Genomic DNA, 20,853 nt, shown 5'->3' with positions numbered 1-20,853 from the left:
CTTGTCCACAGGATTTCCGATCTCACTGGTCCGGATTTCCCCGGAAGCGCACTCTCAACTCGCGCCGGTCGATTCCGTACGGTGCACCAGGGAGAACGGAGCGTGTTCTGTGAACGGGACTCAGGTGACGGTGATCGGCAATGTCGCGACCGAGGTGACCTACACGCAGACGGCCGCCGGAGTGCCGGTGGCGAACTTCCGGCTGGCGTCGACGGAGCGGCGTTACGACCGGCAGAAGGAGGGGTGGGTGGACGGCGAGACGCAGTGGGTGACGGTGACGGCGTGGCGGGCGCTGGCGGGTCATCTGATCGGCTCGCTGTCGAAGGGCGATCCGGTGGTGGTGAGCGGCCGGCTGAGGGTGCGTGAGTGGACGGACGGCGAGGCCAGGCGCAGCCGGGTCGAGATCGACGCCCGATCGGTCGGACACGATCTCAGTCGTGGTACGGCGGCCTTCACATGGGCGACAGGGGTGCGGGGTGAGCCGCCGGGCGGCGGTGGGGAGGCGCTCGACGAGGCGGTGCCCGGGTGGATCGCGGACGCACTGCATGCGCGGAAGGTCTCGGCGCTGGCGCCGGCCGAGGCCCCGCCGGCGGGTTCGGGGGTGGCCGTGGCGGCCGGCGAGCGGGTGGACGGCATGCCGACCGGAGGTGAAGAGCAGATGGCCCTGATCTGACCAGCAGGGATCTCAACTGTCGACAAATATGTTGATCGAGACGGTCGTTGCGCCCGCACGTGCAATCCCGGATCGGTTAACCGAAAGCTCCGGTCTTTCTGGTTGATCGTCAGATTGTGTGGATGATGGGATGGTTGATAACGATCCAGATACGGAATGGTCCTGATTTCGCATGGGGGTTTGCGCGCCTCCGGGGCTCAATAGGATTCGTCTGGTTCACACAAGTGCAGCGGCGCCACAGGGGGCGCGGCAATGCAAGGCGGGCAGCCCATCGGCATGGCCCGGCCCGGAGGGATCCCACATGTTCCAGAGGCAGGGGCGGAGTCTTCCGCGCATAGCCACTGTCATGCTCACGACCAGCATCGCGCTGGGCGGAAGCCTGTTCGCGGCGGGTGCGGCGGTTGCGGCCGACGCACCAGGCGCGGGTGTCACGGCAGTGATCCAGCCGACCATGGAGGCCGAGGAGATCGCCGTCGACGGCCACGGCCTCCAGGGTGGTCTGTTCACCCTCAAGACGCCGAACGGCTCGATCCAGACGTACTGCATCGACATCGACCACCCGGTGAACATCACCAGCGGGGTCGAGTACCAGGAGTCCGACTGGAAGTCGAGCTCGCTCGGCGCGAAGGAGAAGGCTCAGGACGCCGCCAAGATCCGCTGGATCCTGGAGAACTCCTACCCGCAGGTGACCGACCTCGTGAAGCTGGCCAAGGACGCCGGCGTCGACGGTCAGCTCACCAAGGAGGACGCTGCCGCCGGAACCCAGGCCGCGATCTGGAAGTTCTCGGACGGCAAGAACGCCATCCCGAAGGACTCGCAGGCCAAGCAGCTGCGCGACTACCTGGTCAGCGACAAGAACAAGGGCATCGCCGCCGAGCCCAAGCCCTCGCTGAGCCTCACGCCGGACTCGGTGTCGGGCAAGCCGGGCAACAAGCTCGGTCCGTTCACCATCAACTCCAGCGCCTCCGAGGTGAAGCTGGCCGTCGCCGGTGACGCTTCCGGCAAGGCGAAGCTGGTCGACAAGGACGGCAAGCCGGTCACCGGCCTGACCGGCCCGGTCGCCAAGGACACCCAGCTGTTCCTGGACGTCCCGGCCAGCACCCCGGACGGCGCCGCCACCGTGACGGCCAACGCCGAGACCGTCGTGCCCAGCGGCCGCGTCTTCCTCAGCAAGGGCTACACCCCGGCGAAGCACAGCCAGACCATGATCCTGGCCGGCTCCACCAAGCTCAGCGTCTCCGACGCCGCCAAGGCCACCTGGAAGCAGGGCAAGGGTGCGCTGGTGGACAGCACCGCCCAGGTCGAGTGCGACGCCAACGGCGTCCGCGTCTCCGTCGCCAACGGCGGCGACGAGGCGGCCGACGTCACGGTGACGCCGGGTAAGAAGGTCACCGTCCAGCCGGGCAAGGTCGAGAGCGTGGTCGTCCCGGTCGCGGAGGACGCCGCCTACGACATCACCGTCACCGGCCCGAACGGCTTCACCAAGGAGTTCAAGGGCATCCTGGACTGCAAGGTCACCAGCGTGACCACGCCGACCGGCACCCCGTCGGCCGCCCCGACCACCCCGGCCGCCACCACCCCGGCTCCGGCCGGTACGCCGTCGGCCGGCGCCACCACCACCGCTGCCAAGCCGGCTCCGGCCGCCACCAGCCCGGCCCCCGGCAACACCGGTGGTCTGGCCCAGACCGGTGGTAACGACGCCACCCCGGTGCTCGCCGCCGTCGCCGGCGGTCTGGTCGTGGCCGGCGGTGCCGCGGTCTTCGTCCTGCGCCGTCGCGGCCGCCACGGTCGCAGCGCCGCCTGAGGCAGCAGCGCACCGAGGTCCTGAGCTCCTGAGGGCCTGAAGGACTCCGGCCCGGCTCCCCGCATCCGTTGCGGGGAGCCGGGCCGAGTCGCGTTCCGGCTGCGTGCGGGGGGTGCGGCGGGAGCCGCGCGGGGGAGGAGGCGGGAGCGATCGGCCGGATACCCCGGTGGGGCACGGCAGTCGGTTCGGGTCTCGGGGCCGGGTGCGGCACAATGGAAGGCTGCAAGCCGAATTACTCCCGACGACGCCGGAGCGATCTCACGTGGCGGAATACATCTACACGATGCGCAAGGTGCGCAAGGCGCACGGAGACAAGGTCATCCTTGACGACGTGACGCTCAGCTTCCTCCCCGGGGCGAAGATCGGCGTTGTCGGCCCCAACGGCGCCGGCAAGTCCACCGTGCTGAAGATGATGGCCGGCCTGGAGCAGCCCTCCAACGGCGACGCCTTCCTCTCGCCCGGGTACACCGTCGGCATGCTGCTCCAGGAGCCGCCGCTGGACGAGACCAAGACGGTCCTCGAGAACGTCGAGGACGGCGTCAAGGAGATCAAGGCGAAGCTCAACCGCTTCAACGAGATCGCCGAGCTGATGGCCACCGACTACTCGGACGCGCTGCTCGACGAGATGGGCAAGCTCCAGGAGGACCTGGACCACGCCAACGCCTGGGACCTCGACGCCCAGCTGGAGCAGGCCATGGACGCGCTGGGCTGCCCGCCCGGCGACTGGGCCGTCACCAAGCTCTCCGGTGGCGAGAAGCGCCGCGTGGCGCTCTGCAAGCTGCTGCTGGAGGCCCCCGACCTGCTGCTGCTCGACGAGCCCACCAACCACCTGGACGCCGAGTCGGTGAACTGGCTGGAGCAGCACCTGGCCAAGTACGCCGGCACCGTCGTCGCCGTCACCCACGACCGGTACTTCCTGGACAACGTGGCCGGCTGGATCCTGGAGCTCGACCGCGGCCGCGCGATCGGCTACGAGGGCAACTACTCCACCTACCTGGAGAGCAAGCAGTCCCGGCTCAAGGTCGAGGGCCAGAAGGACGCCAAGCGCGCCAAGCGGCTCAGGGAAGAGCTGGAGTGGGTCCGCTCCAACGCCAAGGGCCGCCAGGCGAAGTCCAAGGCCCGTCTGGCCCGCTACGAGGAGATGGCGGCCGAGGCCGACAAGATGCGGAAGCTGGACTTCGAGGAGATCCAGATCCCGCCGGGCCCGCGTCTGGGCAGCGTCGTCATCGAGGTGGAGAACCTCAACAAGGCCTTCGGCGAGAAGATCCTTATCGACGACCTCAGCTTCACCCTGCCGCGCAACGGCATCGTCGGCATCATCGGCCCGAACGGCGCCGGCAAGACCACGCTGTTCAAGATGCTGCAGGACCTGGAGACCCCGGACTCCGGCAAGGTCAAGGTCGGCGACACGGTCAAGATCAGCTACGTCGACCAGACCCGTGCCAACATCGACCCGAAGAAGACGCTCTGGGAGGTCGTCTCCGACGGCCTGGACTGGATCAACGTCGGCCAGGTCGAGATGCCGTCCCGCGCCTACGTCTCGGCGTTCGGCTTCAAGGGCCCGGACCAGCAGAAGCCGGCCGGCGTGCTCTCCGGTGGTGAGCGCAACCGCCTCAACCTGGCGCTCACCCTCAAGCAGGGCGGCAACCTGCTGCTCCTCGACGAGCCCACCAACGACCTCGACGTCGAGACCCTCTCCTCGCTGGAGAACGCGCTGCTGGAGTTCCCCGGCTGCGCCGTGGTCATCTCCCACGACCGCTGGTTCCTGGACCGAGTGGCCACCCACATCCTCGCCTACGAGGGCGAGAGCAAGTGGTTCTGGTTCGAGGGCAACTTCGAGTCGTACGAGAAGAACAAGATCGAGCGGCTGGGCGCCGACGCCGCCCGTCCGCACCGGGCCACCTACAAGAAGCTGACCCGGGGCTGACACCCAGCTGTCACAACGGCCCGGCAGACTGCCCTCCGGGGCGGCCTGCCGGGCCGCGGCCCACCGCCACCACCGCGCGGCGGGTCACCTGACGTCGAGGAGAACACCCGTGGCACGCCACATCTACGCCTGTCCGCTGCGTTGGTCCGACATGGACGCCTTCGGGCACGTCAACAACGTCGTCTTCCTGCGTTACCTGGAGGAGGCCCGGATCGACTTCATGTTCACCCAGGCCGCCGCGGCCGGTGCTGGGGAGTTCGCGGGCGGTTCGGTGGTGGCGCGCCACGAGATCGACTACAAGCGGCCGCTGGTGCACCGGCCCGAGCCGGTCACCATCGAGACCTGGGTGACCAAGATCGGCGTCGCCTCGCTGACGGTCGCGTACGAGATCAAGGACACCGCCGAGGACGGCACCGAGACGGTCTACGTCCGGGCGTCCACCGTGGTCGTGCCCTACGACCTCGCCGAGGGCCGGCCGCGCCGGATCAGCGAGGTGGAGCGGGAGTTCCTCGGCCGCTACACCGACGACCACGGCAAGGACGGCCACAGCCTGGACGCGGAGCCGGTCGGCGCGGCGGCCTGATCGGGCCGCGCGGCCCCGGCCCCGCCCCGGCCCGATCGGGCCGCCCGGTCCGGCCGGGCGTACGACCAACCACCGACACACGGATTCGAGCTGACACGCGTTGACCGGTACCGCCCCCCTCGCCCTCGCCGACGCCGGGGAGGCCGCCGACCTCGCCGCCTTCCTGGTCCGGCTGCTCCGCTTCGACAAGGCGGCGGCGGTGCGGCTGCAGGCGGTGCCCGCGGCGGACGGATCGGGTGTGCTGGCGGTCTTCGGGCGGCTGCCGTTGGGCAGTTCCGGCGCGCTGGCGATCCGCACCGCGCGGCTGACCGCGCTCGGCGGGCCCACCGACCGCACCGTCTCGGCGGGCCGGCTGCTGGACGGCCTGGACGACGGGGCCGACACCGCGGCCCTGCCCGCCGCCGTCACCGGCCCCGCCTGGGCCGGCCTGCTGCCGCCGCGCACCGGCTGGCAGCTGCTCGGCGAGCCGCCGGCGGCCGAGGTGTACCCCGAACTGATGGCCGGTGTGCGGGAGTTCCGCGAGCGCAGTGAGGCCGTCCCGGCGCACCACCGGACCAGGGCGGTGCTGGACGCGCTGGCCGACGAGATCTGGTCCCGGCCGGTGACCGCGCTGCCCGAGCTGCCGCTGCGCGCCGCGCACGCGGCCCTGGTGATCGGCTTCCTGAAGCCGGGCGCCCCGCTGACCGTGCACCGGGCCGGCGGCTGGCTGCGGTTGAGCGCCCCGGCCGGGTCGGTGGCGGTCCGCACGGCGGCCGCGCCCGGCGCGGGTCTGGGGCTCAGCCCGGTCCGCTAGGGCTTGGGAGTCGCAGTCCCGTCGCCGCCGGGCGGGCGGGAGTCCGACCAGGACCGCGGGGCCGGCTCAGCCCTCGGTGTTGACCATCGAGGCGGCGGCGTAGGTGAGGTAGTCCCAGAGCTGGCGCTCGGCGTCGGCCGGCAGCGCCAGCTCGTCCACCGCCGCCCGCATGTGTCTCAGCCAGGCGTCGTGCGCCGCGCGGTCCACCTTGAACGGCACGTGCCGCATCCGCAGCCGCGGGTGGCCGCGCTGCTCGCTGTAGGTGCGCGGGCCGCCCCAGTACTGCATCAGGAACAGCGTGAGGCGCTCCTCGGCGGGGCCGAGGTCCTCCTCGGGGTACATCGGGCGCAGCAACTCGTCCTCGGCGACGCCCTGGTAGAACCGGTGCACCAGCCGCCGGAAGGTCGGCTCGCCGCCGACCTGGTCGAAGAAGGTCTCCTCGCTGAGCGTGCCACGCCGGATCTCTGTCACCCGACCATGGTCGCAGACGCCGCCGGGGCCGTACACCGGGACCTGAGGACCAGGACTCCCGGTGTACGACCCCGCGGGTAGCGCCGTGCGGCTACGCGTCCTCCCAGCGGAAGAACCGCCAGGCGATCGCGGTGACGACGGCGGCGAACACCAGCAGCCCGCCCATGGCCGGCAGGGCGTCCATCACGCCGCCGCCCTTGGAGAGCACCGACTGGGCGGCGGTGACCAGGTGCTTGAGCGGCAGCGCGTTGGAGATCGCCTTCAGCCAGGACGGCATGTCGTCGGTGGGGAAGAACGAACCCGACAGGAACGACATCGGCAGCACGATGATCTGCGAGATGCCGTTGGCCGCCTCCTCGGTCTTGGCGACGGCCCCGGCCAGCAGGCCGATCGACATGAAGGCGATGGTCGCGCAGACCACCAGCGGGACGATCAGCCACCAGTTGCCGGTGAGCTTGAGCCCGAAGTACGGCGTGGTGGCGATCGCCAGGAAGATGGCGGTCTGGGTCAGCGCCGTCAGCACCGAGACGGCGATCCGGGAGGCCACGATCGATCCGGCGCTCACCGGGGCCAGCCGCAGCCGCCGCAGCACCTTCTTCTGCCGCCAGGACACCAGGGTCAGCGAGGCGCTGAACACGGCGCCGGTGGCCACCGCCCAGCCGAGCAGACCGGGGGTGAGGAACTGGATCGGCTTGAGCGACTCGTCCTCGACCCGGGTCGCGTCCAGGACGAAGGCGGGCGGCTTGCCGGTGGCGGCCTGGTTGGCCTGCTGGACCACCGAGTTGACGATGCCCTGGACGGTGCCGGCACGGACCTGGTCGGCGGCGCTGAAGCGCAGCTCGATCCTGCCGTCCGGGCCCTGCTTGATCAGCGCGTCCAGGTCGCCCTTGCGGACCTTCTCCAGCGAGGCGGCCTCGTTGTCGCTCCTGCTGAGGGTCAGGACCTTCTCCAGCTCGGCCCGGCCGTCGCCCTGCACCGAGTCCAGCAGCTGGACGGCGCCGACCTGCTCCACCTTGGCGTGCGGGCTGCCGGCGCCCTTGAGCAGCGTGCCGAACAGCATCAGGAACATCAGCGGGAAGAGGAGCACGAAGAAGACGGCGGCCTTGTCCCGGAAGAAGGCGACCAGCATGACCCGGGAGAGGCTCACGAAGGCGCTCACCCGCTCGCGCTCCGGCTGCCCGGCCGGCGCGGACGGGGTCCCGGGCTTCCGCTGGGCCGGGACCGCGGTCCCGGTGCCGTCGGCCTGGGTGCCGCCGGCCCGGGCGGGGTCGGCCTGGGTGGGGTCGGCGGTCATGCGCGGTACTCCCGTCCGGTGAGCTGGAGGAAGACGTCCTCCAGGGTGGCGCCGCGCACCTCGAGGCCGCGCAGGGCGTTCTGCTCGGCCAGCACGGAGAGCACCGGGGCGGGGAGGCGGGTGGAGACGGCGAGCGAGACGCCGTCGTCGTCCACGGTGCCGACCTCGGCGCCGGCGGCGGCCAGCAGTTCGCGGGCCCGCTCGGCGTTCAGCTGGCCGGACTCGACGCTGATCCGTACGGTGTCGTCGATCTCGCGGACCAGCGTGGCCGGGGCACCGGTCCGCAGGATCTTCCCGTGGTCCATGACCGAGACGCGGTCGCAGAGCACCTCGGCCTCGTCCAGGTAGTGGGTGGTCAGGACGACCGTGCGGCCCTCGGCGTTGATGGCCCGCAGGAGGTCCCAGAGGTTGCGGCGGGCCTGCGGGTCGAGGCCGGTGGTGGGCTCGTCCAGGAAGACCAGCTCCGGCTCGTGGACCAGGGCGCAGGCGATCGAGAGGCGCTGGGCCTGGCCGCCGGACATCTTGTCGGTCATCACCCCGGCCGACTCGGTCAGGCCGACCCGTTCCAGCATCGCGTCGGCCCGCTTGGGACCGACGCCGTAGAAGGAGCCGAAGGTGCGGATCGTCTCCCGCGCCGTCAGCTTGTTGAAGAAGGCCGAGGCCTGGAACTGCACGCCGATCCTCGGCAGCAGTTTCGGATTGCGCGGCCAGGGCGCCATGCCCAGCAGCTCGATCCGGCCCTCGTCGGGCTTGCGGATCCCTTCCAGGATCTCCAGTGTGGTGGTCTTCCCGGCGCCGTTCGGCCCCAGGATCCCGTAGAACTCGCCGGCCTCGACGGTGAGTGAGACCCCGTCGACGGCTTGCACATCCCCGTACCGCTGACGGATTCCGTCGGCGGATATTGCTGCAGTCATGAGGCCTGAGACTACGGGTAACGGGGGGCGTTGGGGAGGGATCTGAGCGCGATTTGAAGATCGTTCATGGGATCGGAACCGGGCCGGGCCGAACGGGGTCTGACGCCCGTTCGGCCCGGCCCGGGCCCGTTGTCCGGCCGGTCTGTTCCGGCCCGTTTTCCGGCTCGTTCGTCCGGCGGCCCTCAGGCCCGGTGCAGGGTGATGGTGGTCCACGCCCCGATGTGGATCCGGTCGCCGTCGTTCAGCGGGATCGCGGTGTGCGGGGTGATCGGCTCGCCACCGCCGTTCACCGTGGTGCCGTTGGTGGAGTCCTGGTCGACCAGTACCCAGCTCCCGTCGGCCTGTTCGGCCAGCAGCGCGTGCTGGTGCGAGGCGCCCGGGTCCTCCGGCGGGACGGAGAGGTCGATCTCCGGCACGGTGCCGCGGTGCTGGCTGCGCCGGCCGATCCGCAGCTGACCGCGGCCCGTCAGCGGGATGCGCCGCTCGGGGCAGTACGGCGGGAAGAACAGGCCCGCCGCCTCCGGGCCGCTGCGGGCCATCATGTCGGTGAAGTAGTCGCGGTCGGCCGCGACCACGGCGATCCAGTTGGACCGGACCGGCTCCGGCTGCTGGGGGGCCTGGCCGGGCTGACCGGACTGGGGCTGCTGGTGCTGCTGCTGGGCCTGCGGGGGCACCGGCGGGGCCAGGTTGAACGAGGTGCCGAACTCCCCGCCGCGGCCGGTCGGGCCCGGCTGGGCGTAGACCGGACCGGAGTCCTCGCGCGGTGCCGGCTCCTGGTACGAGGGCTCCTGGTACGCAGGCTCGGCCGGGTACGCGGGCTCCTGGTAGGGCGCCTCCTGGTACGGCGAGCCGGCCGCGGGCGGGTAGCCGTAACCGGACGGTGCACCGGCCTGCTGCGGTTGCTGGCCCTGCTGGTGCTGCGGCGGGGCCGGCGGGAACGGCTGCTCCGGAGGCTGCGGGCCGCCGTAGGCCGCCGGGATGTTGAGCGGGGCCGGCGCCTGGACGGGCCCGGGCACCGGCGCACCGGCGGCGGGGGGCTGGCGGCGCGAGGGCGTGGAGAGGTCGTAGTCGTACCCGCACTCCTCGCAGAACCGCCCGGTCTGCGGGCTCCGGCAGATCGGGCAGAGCACCAGGCCCTCGGTGAGGTCCGGGAAGCCCTGGCCGGCCGGCGGCACGGCCCCGGGCTGTACGGCCCCGGGTGGGACCGCGCCCGGCACCGGCCCGCCGAACGGCGCCCCGCCCTGCGGGGGGTGCCCGGGCAGGCCGGGGTGGCCGCCGTGCGGGCCGTGCCCCGGCGCCCCGGGCGCGCCCGGGAGCGTGCCGGGCGGCGGCGGGAGGGGCGGTGGCGGTGTCATCGGGAAGCCGCAGAAGTCGCACCAGTCCTCGGCCTGCGACTCATGCCCCCTCGGGCAGATCGGCATCAGGTCCCCCTCAATTCCAGCCAGCTGGGGCAGCGTCCGACCGGGCCCCGGCCCGGTCGGCTTCTTCAGCGGTCACTTCTTCACACGGACGGTCTTGGTCGACCGGGTCTCGAGGGTCATCGAGTCGGCCTCGCTCACGTTCTTACGGAACCGAACCGTACCCTCCTTCGGGTCTACCACGTCGACCACCTTCTGCAGCAGCTTGAACGTGCCCTCGTTGCCGGTCGCGTGGGCGATCCGGACGGCGGCGCCGAGCTTGGCGGTCGCGCGGTCGACATCCCCGGCCCGGTGCGCCTCCAGGCCCTCCTGGATGGACGAGGCCAGCTCGGCCTGCCCGGTGTAGTGGGCGACCTGCGGGCTGATCCGGGTGGACGAGGCCAGGTCGTCGGTCCAGACGGCCTTGACCAGGCCCTGGGAGAGCACCTCGGGCGTGCTGCCGGTCTGCGGCGGCAGGACGAGGCTGACCCGGGCGGCGAGCATCTCGTTGCCGACGGCGGCGGCCGGGACCTCGACGCAGACGTGGTAGTCGCGGCTCTCGTCGCCCCAGGAGCCGGTGGGGTAGTCGCCGGCCCGTGGTCCTGCCTCGGCGCGGCGGCCGGTGAGGTCCTCCACCGCGGGGGCGACCTGCTTGACGAACTTCACCACCGCGTTGGCCGGCGTCCAGATCCGCAGCGCGACGTCGGCGACCTGCTTGCCCATCGCGCCCTCCATCATCGCGCGGAAGTCCTCGGCGAGACCGGACGGTTCGGCGACGATGTCGACGGTGCCGAGCAGCGCGGAGGAGATCTTCCGCAGCTCGTCCACCCGCCAGTCGGTGCCGACGCCGCGGCAGTCGGCGGTGAAGTGGCCGGAGACCCGCTCGATGGCGCGGTCGAGGTCGGCCGCCGACTCGTGCTCGTTGTTTCCGTCGGTGAGCAGGATGGCGTGCCGGATGGCGATGTCGCGGCGGGTCAGGAAGAGCTTGTCGGCCTTGGCGAGCCAGCTGCCCATCGCGGTGCCGCCGGCCGCGGTGAGGCGGCGCAGCGCCTCCTTGGCCCGGGCGCGGGTGGCGTCCGAGGCGATGGCGAGGGTGCCGTCGCCGGGGTAGATGTCCCTGGCCTCGTGGGTGCCGGCGACGACCGCGAAGGCGACGCCGTCGCGGACGGTGTCGATGGCGGCGGCGGTGGCCTCGCGGGCGCCGCGCATCTTGCTGGCGGGGTAGTCCATCGAGCCGGAGCAGTCCACCATGATCACGACGGCGGCGGACTGGGCGCCCGCGCCCAGCGGGCCCGCGTCGGACACCCCGAGCGGACGGCCGCCGGAGGTGCCGCCGCCGGTCGAGGTGACGGTGACGATGGCGTTCACCTCGCGGGCGCCGTCGGCGAGGAACTCGTTCTGGAAGATCTCCACGTCGAACCTGGGCAGGTTCGGCTTAGCCAGTGTTGCCATGGGCCGGTGGCTCCCGTCGGGTGGTCGGTTGGTGCGTACGGTCGGTGGGGTGGGCGCGGGCGGGCGTCAGCCCACCGGCGGGTGCGGCGGGTGCGGCGGCTGCGGAGGCACGGCAGGAGGCGCGGGCGGGGCAGGCGGCAGCGGGGCTGCGGGCGAGCCGATCACCGGGAGGTCCGGCAGCGTCGGGTCGTGGTCCTCGTCGTCGTCGCCGATCCCGGCCGGCCGGATCACCGGCAGGTCCAGCGCGGTGGCGGTGCGGGCGTCCTCGTCGGCCGCGTCGTCCGCCCGTCCGGCGCCGGCCAGCCCGGTCGGCGGGTCGATCGGCAGGACGGCGACGGTGATGTTGTCGTGCCCGCCGGCCGCGACCGCGAACTTCACCAGGTTCTGGGCGGCCGCGAGCGGCTCCGTCCGGGCGTCCTGGCGGACGTAGTGGGCGAGGTCGGTGGCGGCCTCGGCGTAGTTCCAGAGGCCGTCGGTGCAGATCAGCAGCACGCCGGGGACGTGCGGCGTGAAGTCCAGGGTGTGCGGGACGACCTCCTCGGCGTCCGCGCCGAGCCAGCCCGTGATGGCGTGGGCGCGCGGGTCCGCGTAGGCCTCGGCCTCGCGCATCAGGCCGGCCTCGACCATCCGGGCGGCCCAGGAGTCGTCCTGGGTGAGCCGGAACGGCTCGGCGGCGACCCGGTCGTCCGGGATCCAGTACGCCCGGGTGTCGCCGACCCAGCCGATGGTGACCCGGCCGCCCGCGGCGATCGCGCTGACGAAGGTGCAGGCGGGCGCGTTGAGGTCGGGCCGGTGCGGCGAGGCGCCGTCCTCGGCGAGGGCCGCGACGGCGGCGGCCGCGTCGGCGACGGCCTGGCGCATCGCCGCGTTGGGCTCGCGGCCGGCCTCCAGCGCGGTGAGCAGCGACTCGGAGGCGGCGTCGACGGCGGTCTCGGAGGCCTCGTCGGGCCGCTCGGAGGAGGAGACCCCGTCGCAGACCACGGCCACCACGACCGGTTCGCCGCCGGGCAGCGAGGAGGCGGCGACGGTGAACGAGTCCTCGTTGCGGTGGTGGCGCACGCCGCGGTCGCTGACCCCGGCGACGCCGGCCAGCGACCTCTCCATGTGGTCGCGCGGGCGCGGCTGCGCGCCCCCGCAGGCCTCGCAGTAGCCGTCGGCGGCGACCTGCGGCAGGCCGCAGTGGACGCAGCCGGGGCCGCCCTGGGCCGGAACGGCCGGGGCGGCGGGTGCGTCCGGCACGGTCGGCGGGTGCTCCGCGCCGGCGGTGCCCCGGGCGGCGGACCAGCTCGCGGGCATCGCGCCCGGGGCCGGACTGCCGTCCCTGCCCGCCCCGCAGGAGCCGCAATAAACGTCCTCCAGGTCCAGCGGCTCGGAACAGCTCTGGCACACGGTCTGCTGCGGCATTGGTTACACCCACGTCCTGGGGCGGGCACGGTTGGCCCGCTCCACCATCTCGATCCTGGTCTCGGCCCGGTCGGCCAACCGGGCGAGTACCCGGTAGGACTGCTCCAGCGCGAACCGCAGTTCCCGTTCGACGGCAGGCCGTCCCAGCACGGTGACCTCACCGGTCGTCCGGCCGAGGCCGGTCTCGCCGGCGGAGCCCGCCGTGACCCAGCCGAGGGCGGCGCTGAGCACCTCGACGGAGAGCTCCTCGCGGCGGCGGTCGTCCAGGCGCAGCGCGGTCAGCTGCTCGGAGCCGGCGCCGAGGTCGGTGCCGAGCGGGTCGGTGGCGGGCCGTTCGCGCAGCCGGGCCCGGACGGCGGCGATCCGGGCGGCGGTGAACTGGCTGGAGGTGGCCGGGACGGACTCCAGCGCGGTGACCGCGCCCGCCCGGTCGCCGTCGGCGAGGCGGACCCGGGCCAGCCCGAAGGCGGCGCTCAGGTAGGCATGGTCGGTGCTCCACACCAGCCGGTAGAGCTCGGCCGCGTCGCCGCCGTCGCCGAGGAGTTCGGCGCAGATGGCGAGGGCCAGCTTCGGGGCGCTCTCGCCGGGGAACGCGTCGTAGACGGCGTCGAAGGCCTCGGCGGCGGCACGCAGCGCGCTCTCGCCGGGCACCCCGTCACCGGACGCCGCCTCACCGGACGCCGTCTCACCGGAGGCTACGTCACCGGAGGCCGCCGGGCGGGAGGCCGTGCCGGTGGCCGCGCCGGCCAGGGCGGTCAGGCCGCGGTACCAGACCACCCGCCAGTCGTCCGGGTGGTTCTGCTCCAGCGAGGCCAGCGCCTCCTCGGCGGTGGCGTGGTGGCCGAGCTCGAGGTGGGCGCGCAGCTCGCGCAGCCGGCGCTCGACGGAGTCGGCGGGCGCGCCGGCCAGGGCGGTGAGCGCCTCCGCCGGGTCGGCGGCGAGCAGGGTGGCCAGGAAGCCGGCGTTGGGGTCGGCCGGGTCGACCCGGGGGACGGGCAGTGCGAGCGCGCCGGCGGCCGGGTCCAGCGCGGTGATCCGCAGCTCGCCGGGCCGGACGGTCGGCTGCACCAGCTCGGTGTCGACGACCCGCAGCTCGGGGCCGAACAGGGTGGAGAGCGACGGCCTCGGCCGGCCGTCCTGGAGCGCCAGGACCTCCCGCAGCACGCCGGTGAGCTGGTCGGCCATCTCCTCGGCGGAGGCGAACCGGCGGGCCGGGTCGTGGTCGGTGGCGCGGACGAGGAAGCGGTAGTACGACTCGTACGCGGCGAAGACCGGGACGGACTCGGGGCCGGGCAGGGAGTCGCGGTAGGTGGTGCTGTAGCCCTGGAAGTCGAAGGTGAGGACGGCCAGGGTGCGGGCGACGGTGTAGAGGTCGGAGGCGGGGGAGGGGCCGTCGGTGGCGATCTCGGGCGCCTGGTAGCCGATGGTGCCGTAGATCGGGCCGTCGTCGTCGAGGCGGCGGACGGCGCCCATGTCGATGATCTTGAGCGCGTCGCCGCTCTGGATCACGTTGTCGATCTTGAAGTCGCAGTAGATCAGGCCCCGGCCGTGCAGGTACCCGAGCGCGGGCAGCGCGTCCAGCGCGTACGCGATCGCCTGCTCCACCGGCAGCGGCTCGCGCCGGCCGTCCGGGGTGCGGCGCTCGTTGGCGATGTCCTTGAGCGACTTGCCGCCGACGTACTCCATCACGATGTAGCCGTCGGTGGCGCCGGTGCGCAGGTCCGGGTGCTCGGCGAAGTTGATGATGCGGACGATGTTCGGGTGGTCCACCTCGGCCAGGAACCGCCGCTCGGCGACGGCCACCGCGAGCGCGTCCTCGTCCCCGGTGTCCAGCAGGCCCTTCAGGACCACCCACTTGTCGTTGACCCGCCGGTCCACCGCCAGGTAGATCCAGCCGAGCCCGCCGTGCGCCAGGCAGCCGACCACCTCGTACTGCCCGCCGACCAGATCCCCCCGGCGCAGTTTGGGCGTGAACGAGTACGGCGTGCCGCACTTGGTGCAGAAGCCGTCCGGGCGGCCCGGCAGGCCGTTCTTCTCGCGGCCCACCGGGGCCTCGCACTTGGAACAGAACCGCTTGCGCTCCGGCACCTCCGGATCGGCCAGCACCGCCTGCGCCGGGTCGGCCGACGGGACGGTCGGCACCGTCACCAGGCCGGCGCCGAGCCGGTGGCGGGTGCCCGAGCTGACGCTGCCGCGGCTGCTGCGCGCCGAGACCGAACGGCCGCTACCCGTCCGGGTGGAGCGGTGCGAGCGGGAGCGGCCGGACATCGAGCGGGAGGAGCCGGTCCGGGCGGAGCGCACGGAGTCCGGCGAGACCCGGGCGGAGGGGACGTACGGCTGGGTGAGCCCGGTGTCACCGCCGGGGGCGGTCAGTCCGCACTCGTCGCAGTAGCCGTCGTCGTCGATGGTGCCGGCGCAGTCGCGCGGGCAGGGCGAGCCGGGGCCAGCTGCGGCGGCAGGGGCCGCCGTGCCGGTGACCGGCCCCGTCCCGGCGCCGGCTGCGGGACCGGTCGCGGGACCGGTTTCGACGGAGACCGTGCCTGCCGGTGCGAGCCCGCACTCGGTGCAGTAGCCGTCCGCGTCGATCGTCCCGTCGCCGGTGCAGTCCGGCCGTACGCACGCCTCGCCCATGAACCTCAGCCCCCCAGTCCCTGTTCCTGTGCCTGTCCGTCGACCGGTCCGCCGCCGGGCTGCCCGCCTCCGGCAGGCCCACCGCCGACCGGTCCGCCGCCGGGCGGCTCGGCCTGGGCCGGCCGCAGCGACTGCTGGAAGCGGCCCACGGCCGCGGCCGCCGCCCGCAGGTCGCACGGCGCGCTCCAGAGCAGCCAGCGCGCCTTCTCGTACCGCTCGATCACTTCCGGGTCCTCGGCGACACGCAGCCGTGCCGCCATCGCCTTGTACGCGTCCAGCCGCCCGCGCAGCTCTGCCCGGACGGCCAGCGGCTGGGTCACCTCGGTGAGCGACTGCCGGGCCCGGGCCAGCTCCTTGGCGGCCGCGTCCTCCAGCGCGTCCAGCAGCGGCGCCAGCCGGTGCCACTGGCCGCTCTGGCGCAACTCCAGGGCCAGCACGATCCGTTCGCGCAGTGCCGAGGCCGGCCCGGGCACCGCGGGCACCTCGGTTGCGGCTATCTTCGCCAGCACCTCGCCGCGCGCCCGGCGGGCCTCGGCCAGGGTGGCGTCGGCCCGTTGCAGCAGGTCGCCGACGCCCTGCAGCCGCTCCTCGGCGTCGTCGCGCAGCCGCAGCAGGTCCTCCAGCTCGACCCGGACGCCGTCCAGCGACCGCCCGGCCCGGTCGAAGCGCTCGGTGTCCACCACCCCGGAAGGTGTGGCCAGCGCGGTGCCGTCCGGGCGGGTGCCGCGCTGGGCCGGCACCCGGGCCGGCCGCCAGAGCGCCAGCGGGTCGCTGCGCACCTCGGTCCGCAGCTCCGTCAGATCGGTCTCCAGCCCGGCCAGGTCGTCTCCGAGCGGGTGGCTGCCGGCGTGCACGCCGAGTGAGCCGGCCAGCGTCTGCACCCGGCGCAGCTCGGCCAGCAGCAGGTCGATCCGGGCGGGCAGCGCCGACCAGACGGCGTCGGCGGCGCTGACCACCTCCAGCACGGTGGCGTACCAGGAGTTCATCCGGGTCATCAGCTCGTCCAGGCTGACCCGCTCGACCAGCTTGGCGGGCGCGCCGAGCAGCTGCGGGCCGTCCGGGCCCGCGCCGCCGGGCACGGTGACCGCCTCGCCGGTCAGCAGCTCGCTGAGCTCGGCGAGTTCGGCCGAGCCGGGCTTGGCCTTGCGGGCGCGGACCGCGCGGGCCGAGGCCAGCGCCTCCGAGTAGCGGTCGAACAGGGCCCAGAGCAGCGGCAGGCCCTGCCCGGCGACGGACCAGCGCTCGTGGGTGCGGCCGACCAGCCCGGCGCCGTCGAGCAGCCGCAGGCCCGGGTGGTCCTGGAGCGAGAGCAGTGCCGACTCGACCGCGTCGCGCTCGGCGCCGAGGCGCGCCAGCGCGCGGTCCACCTCCTCCCGGCTCAGTGCCGGGCCGGCCGAAGCTGCCAACGCCGTGTCTCCTTCGCTGTCCTGGTCTTCTCTGTCGTGCGTCTGTCCTGCGTGTCCTGCGTCGTCGCCGTGCTGTCCTGCGTTGCCCCGGTCCGCGTCGGGCCGGCGGCCCCCCGGCCGGTGGTGCTGCCGGCCCGTGGTCCCCCGGCCCGTGCCGTGGGCCGGTCCGCCCCGACCCTAGCCTGCGATCTCGCGCCCGGACCGGGCCCGGTCGTCAAGGGACCGTCAGGGCCGGGCCGGTGCGGGCCACGCGGGTCAGCGCTGCGCCGGCCAGTAGTGGTCGGCGTCGTTCGGCATGTACGGCTTGAGCCAGCGGTCATAGCCCGCCTGCCAGGCGCCGCTCGTGTGGTAGTCGGCGAGTACCTGGTTCACCCGGGCCGTCAGGTCGGTGCTGTTCTTGAGCATCGCGATGCCCATCACCGCGGGCCGGACCTCGCCGTCCACCACCCGGACGGTCTGGTCCTGGGCGGCCTGGCTGGCCGCGAGGCCGTCGTCGGTCATGGTCGCGTCGACCTTGCCGAGCTGCATCAGCACCAGGCAGTCGAGGTGGTTCTCCACCGAGACGATCTTCCCGACCTTCGGACGGGCCTTCAGCTCGTCCTCGGCCGAGGAGCTCGACGCCGCGCAGACGGTCTTGCCGTCCACCGCCTCGTCGATGCTCTTCGCGGGGGACGCCTTGGGCACCACGACGCGCTGGCTGGTCTTGAAGTACGGCTTGGAGAAGGCGACCTGCTGCAGGCGGTCACAGGTGATCGTCATGGTCCGGACGATCAGGTCGACCCGGCCCTCCTGGATGAAGCCGATCCGCTCCGCGGTGGGCACGGCCTTGAGCGTCACCTTGTCCGGGTCGCCCATGATCGCCGTGCCGATGGCCTTGGCGAGGTCGATGTCGAAGCCCTCGATCTGGCCCGTGTTGGGGTTGCGGGAGCCCCAGCGGTAGCTGTTCTGGTCGACGCCGATGACCAGGCTCCGCTTGGCCTTGATCGCCTTCACCGCCGGGCCGTCCTCGCTGCTCGGCGGCACGCTCTGGTTGGTGTCGCAGTCGGTGCCGGCTTGCTCCTGCTGCGGCGCCTGCGCCGGTTGGAGCGTCGCGGCGGCCGGCAGCACCGCGCCCTGGGGGCCACCCGTGCCGAGCGCCGCCGCGCAGGACGCCAGCAGCGCGACCGCCGCCACCGCCCGGGCCCGTACCGTTCCCTTGCCCATGGTGTCCGTCCCCCCTCTACCGGTACTCGGCCAGTCGCCGGCCGAGGCCGCGGACCGCCGCGGCGGCCGCCACCAGGGCCAGCACCGCCACCGCCGCGGCGGCGGTGCGCAGATCCCCGTCGGTGCCCTCGGCCGCCCGCCTGAACTGCTTCTGCTCGGTGTCGGCGGCCTGCGCGAGCCGCTGGTCGGCGGCGTTGAACGAGGCGTCGGCGGTCTTCGGCACGTCCGCCTCCTTGACCGTCACCGTGGCGTCCAGCGCGCCCTGGTAGTCGGCGTCGACGTTCTCCAGCTTGCTCGCCGCGACGTGCCGGTCGCGCCACTGCCGGTACTGCTGCTGCGCGTCGGCGATGGCGGCCCGGGCGTCCGCCGGGGCGAGCCGCAGGGCGTCCGGCAGGGTGCCGGTCTGCGCCCCCGCGGCGCCGTCCGAGCCGGTCATGTGCTCGGTGGTCCTCGTCCAGAGCTCGGCGTACTTGGTGGAGGAGCCGCGGGCGACGAAGTGCAGGTTCTCCGCCAGCCGGGCGGTCAGCACGTCGACCCGGGCCGCGTTCAGGGCCCGCAGCGGGGCCGCGCCGTTGCGCTCGCTGTCACGCAGGGCGGAGTCGGCGCCCGTCCCGGCGACGGTCAGCCAGAGCACGCCGGCCAGCACGGCCGCGGTCGCTCCGAGCAGCCCGATGTTGAAGACCCGGTTGGTCCGGCGGAAGAGCACGACCTGCACGCAGACCAGCGCCGCCAAGGCCAGCGCGCCCAGCCCGTACGCGGCCCACGGCACCGACCGGGCCTCGGCGTAGTCGGCCGCCAGCTCCTCGTTCTCGGCGGCGCTGAGCTGCGCGGCGGCCGGCAGCAGCACCGTGCGCATCTGGTCGGAGGCGTACCGCAGGTAGGCGCCGCCGAGCGGGAAGCCCTGCCGGTTGTCGGCCCGGGCGCTCTCCACCAGGCCGGCGTAGACCGGCACCTGCTGGTTGAGCGTGGCGAGCCAGCCCTGGGCGGGGGAGGAGGCGGTGGTGCGCGCGGCAGCCTCGGCGATCAGCCGGGAGGCCGTCGCGAGGTCCTGTTCGTAGCGGTCCCGGACGGACTTCGGCTCGGCACCCGCCAGCAGGAAGCCGGTGGCGGCCGTGGTGTCCGCGTCCGCCAGCGAACGGTGGATGTCGGCGGCCGCCTGGCTCAGCGGCTGGCGGTGCGAGACCACCCGCTCCGCGGCCTGCGCCCGGGAGTTGACCTGCCAGGCGGTGAGCGCGCCGAACGCGACGGTGACCACCGCGAGCAGTGCCCCGGCCAGCCGCAGCCGGCCCGGTGCCGTGCGGGTGGCCCGGCCGATCCTGGCCACCGGGCCGCGGCCGGTGGCCGCGCCGCCCGGCCGCGCCGGCACCACCGTGCCCGGCCCCTCCGTACGTACTGGTGTCGCCACCTGCCCCACCCTCCCCTGTGGCCCGGCCCGTCGTCCGGGGCCCGGCCGTTGCCAGCAGTATGGCCGTCGCTCCCCGCGGCCACACCCGACTTGCGCCGATCTTGAGCATCTCCGAGTGCGGTCCGAAGGGCACTCTCTGCGGGCACTCTCCCCGAGCACCGGTCCGAAGCACTGTCGCCGAGCACTGCCGGGCCCCCGGATGCGGGGCGGGCGGCGATCGGGTCGACGCGGGATGCACCCTATGCGGTTCCCCGGACAGCCGGAGGGGAGGGGTCCGGTTGTGTGTGTGATCGGCGGTCGGACGGGTGCTCGTCCGTACCATGGCGGTATGCGTCTGATGGGAACGATCTCCGCCGACCGCCCGCTCGTCGTCGTCGCCGTCCGGGAGGAGGCGGCCCACCTCGGTGACCGGCTGCCGGTGCTGCTCACCGGAATAGGGAAGGTCAACGCGGCTGCCGCGCTGGCCACCGTGCTGGCCCAGGGCGAGCACCCGTCCGAAATCCTCAACCTCGGCACCGCCGGCGCGCTGCGGCCCGGCTGGGAGGGCACCCACACGGTCACCCAGGTGATCCAGCACGACCTGGACAGCCCGGCCCTGTTCGAGCTCACCGGCCGCACTTACGGCGCCCCGCTGGTGGTCGGCAAGGGTGAGGGTCCGATCCTGGCCACCGGCGACCTCTTCGTCTCCTCCTCCGCCGCCCGCGACCGGCTGGCGGAGCACGCCGACCTGGTCGACATGGAGGGCTACGCGCTCGCCGCCGTCGCCCACCGGGCCGGGGTGCCGGTCCGGCTGGTCAAGCACGTCAGCGACGAGGCCGGCGACGGCGCCGGCCACACCTGGCGGGAGTCGGTCGACGACTGCTCCCGCCACCTCGCAAAATGGCTGCACGGGCAGGGGTGGTGACGCCACGTCAGTCAGGGGGTCGTGGCTAGGCTGGCGGGCGTGACCGACAGTGTCGCGCGCAAGCGCTCCGACGTCCGCCCGCCCGGCCTCGATGCCGACGAGCCGACCACCCTGCTCACCTTCCTCGACTACCTGCGAGAGGCCGTCCTCGGCAAGACGGACGGCCTCTCCGACGAGGACGCCCGCCGCCCCGGCGTCGCCTCCGGCACCAGCCTGCTCTGGCTGGTCCGGCACCTCACGGCGGTCGAACTCAACTGGTTCCTCTGGGCCTACCGCGGCGACGACGTCGAGCCCTGGGACGACGACGCCCCCTCGCCCGGCGACGAGACGGTGGCCGGGTCGGTCGCCGCCTACCGCGAGGCGATCGCCCGGGCCAACGAGGTCATCACGGCCGCGGCCGGTGACCTGGACCGCCCGGGTGTCCGCTCGCTGCGGCCCAACGCCGCAGCGCCGTCGATGCGTTGGCTGCTGGTCCACATGATCGAGGAGACCGGCCGGCACGCCGGCCACGCCGACATCATCCGCGAGCAACTGGACGGCGCGGTCGGGCGGTAGCGGGGGGCGGATGCATCCGTCCTGACGGGCAGTGGAA

At 73.4% G+C, this 20,853-nt stretch carries 17 protein-coding genes; 7 read left to right on the top strand and 10 right to left on the bottom strand.

Features of this window, described 5'->3' with window-relative positions; genetic code table 11:
- Positions 1-109: 109 nt before the first annotated feature.
- The 5 genes from OG286_RS13120 to OG286_RS13100 all read left to right on the top strand — a co-directional run bounded on the left by OG286_RS13120 (position 110) and on the right by OG286_RS13100 (position 5,780).
- The gene (locus OG286_RS13120) at positions 110-673 is read left to right on the top strand and encodes a single-stranded DNA-binding protein (protein ID WP_405365274.1); all 564 of its coding nucleotides are present in this window, start codon (positions 110-112) and stop codon (positions 671-673) included.
- A 346-nt stretch (positions 674-1,019) separates the two neighbouring features.
- Positions 1,020-2,477: a Cys-Gln thioester bond-forming surface protein gene (locus OG286_RS13115; RefSeq protein ID WP_405365272.1), complete on the top strand. Its 1,458-nt coding sequence runs from the start codon at positions 1,020-1,022 to the stop codon at positions 2,475-2,477.
- 262 nt (positions 2,478-2,739) lie between these two features.
- Entirely contained in the window at positions 2,740-4,404 is a 1,665-nt protein-coding gene (gene ettA, locus OG286_RS13110) for an energy-dependent translational throttle protein EttA (protein ID WP_396325003.1), read from the top strand.
- A gap of 109 nt (positions 4,405-4,513) precedes the next feature.
- Positions 4,514-4,987 (top strand): acyl-CoA thioesterase, encoded by a 474-nt coding sequence (locus tag OG286_RS13105; protein ID WP_396325004.1) that lies wholly within the window; start codon positions 4,514-4,516, stop codon positions 4,985-4,987.
- Between the two features lie 100 nt (positions 4,988-5,087).
- Complete coding sequence (locus OG286_RS13100; RefSeq protein ID WP_396325005.1) at positions 5,088-5,780, top strand: hypothetical protein; 693 nt, start codon at positions 5,088-5,090, stop codon at positions 5,778-5,780.
- A gap of 66 nt (positions 5,781-5,846) precedes the next feature.
- On the opposite strand, the gene OG286_RS13095 is transcribed toward OG286_RS13100, so the two are convergent.
- The 10 genes from OG286_RS13095 to OG286_RS13050 form a co-directional block, all read right to left on the bottom strand.
- Entirely contained in the window at positions 5,847-6,251 is a 405-nt protein-coding gene (locus OG286_RS13095; protein ID WP_396325006.1) for a globin, read from the bottom strand.
- Between the two features lie 91 nt (positions 6,252-6,342).
- The gene (locus OG286_RS13090) at positions 6,343-7,545 is read right to left on the bottom strand and encodes an ABC transporter permease (RefSeq protein WP_396325007.1); all 1,203 of its coding nucleotides are present in this window, start codon (positions 7,543-7,545) and stop codon (positions 6,343-6,345) included.
- Positions 7,542-8,459 (bottom strand): ABC transporter ATP-binding protein, encoded by a 918-nt coding sequence (locus OG286_RS13085; RefSeq protein ID WP_396325008.1) that lies wholly within the window; start codon positions 8,457-8,459, stop codon positions 7,542-7,544. Before OG286_RS13085 ends, OG286_RS13090 begins: the two co-directional genes overlap by 4 nt.
- A gap of 182 nt (positions 8,460-8,641) precedes the next feature.
- Positions 8,642-9,880, bottom strand: coding sequence for an FHA domain-containing protein (locus OG286_RS13080; protein WP_396325009.1), 1,239 nt, complete (start codon positions 9,878-9,880; stop codon positions 8,642-8,644).
- A gap of 72 nt (positions 9,881-9,952) precedes the next feature.
- Positions 9,953-11,308 (bottom strand): VWA domain-containing protein, encoded by a 1,356-nt coding sequence (locus tag OG286_RS13075; protein ID WP_396325010.1) that lies wholly within the window; start codon positions 11,306-11,308, stop codon positions 9,953-9,955.
- 66 nt (positions 11,309-11,374) lie between these two features.
- Positions 11,375-12,712 (bottom strand): PP2C family protein-serine/threonine phosphatase, encoded by a 1,338-nt coding sequence (locus OG286_RS13070; RefSeq protein WP_396325011.1) that lies wholly within the window; start codon positions 12,710-12,712, stop codon positions 11,375-11,377.
- A 3-nt stretch (positions 12,713-12,715) separates the two neighbouring features.
- A complete protein-coding gene (locus tag OG286_RS13065) occupies positions 12,716-15,343 on the bottom strand; it encodes a tetratricopeptide repeat protein (protein ID WP_405365270.1) in 2,628 nt (875 codons plus the stop codon).
- A 5-nt stretch (positions 15,344-15,348) separates the two neighbouring features.
- A complete protein-coding gene (locus OG286_RS13060) occupies positions 15,349-16,749 on the bottom strand; it encodes a hypothetical protein (RefSeq protein WP_396325013.1) in 1,401 nt (466 codons plus the stop codon).
- 255 nt (positions 16,750-17,004) lie between these two features.
- A complete protein-coding gene (locus OG286_RS13055) occupies positions 17,005-17,952 on the bottom strand; it encodes a glutamate ABC transporter substrate-binding protein (RefSeq protein ID WP_396325014.1) in 948 nt (315 codons plus the stop codon).
- Between the two features lie 16 nt (positions 17,953-17,968).
- A complete protein-coding gene (locus OG286_RS13050; RefSeq protein ID WP_405365268.1) occupies positions 17,969-19,357 on the bottom strand; it encodes a hypothetical protein in 1,389 nt (462 codons plus the stop codon).
- A gap of 328 nt (positions 19,358-19,685) precedes the next feature.
- On the opposite strand from OG286_RS13050, the gene OG286_RS13045 reads away from it, so the two are divergent.
- Both OG286_RS13045 and OG286_RS13040 read left to right on the top strand, forming a co-directional pair.
- A complete protein-coding gene (locus OG286_RS13045; protein ID WP_396325016.1) occupies positions 19,686-20,261 on the top strand; it encodes a nucleosidase in 576 nt (191 codons plus the stop codon).
- 39 nt (positions 20,262-20,300) lie between these two features.
- Positions 20,301-20,816, top strand: a complete 516-nt coding sequence (locus tag OG286_RS13040; protein WP_396325017.1) for a DinB family protein — start codon at positions 20,301-20,303, stop codon at positions 20,814-20,816.
- Positions 20,817-20,853: the final 37 nt, after the last annotated feature.

Origin of the sequence: Kitasatospora sp. NBC_00039 (assembly GCF_045160625.1) — a bacterium.
Classification (GTDB): domain Bacteria; phylum Actinomycetota; class Actinomycetes; order Streptomycetales; family Streptomycetaceae; genus Kitasatospora.
This window is presented reverse-complemented; position numbering and strand designations above follow the sequence as displayed.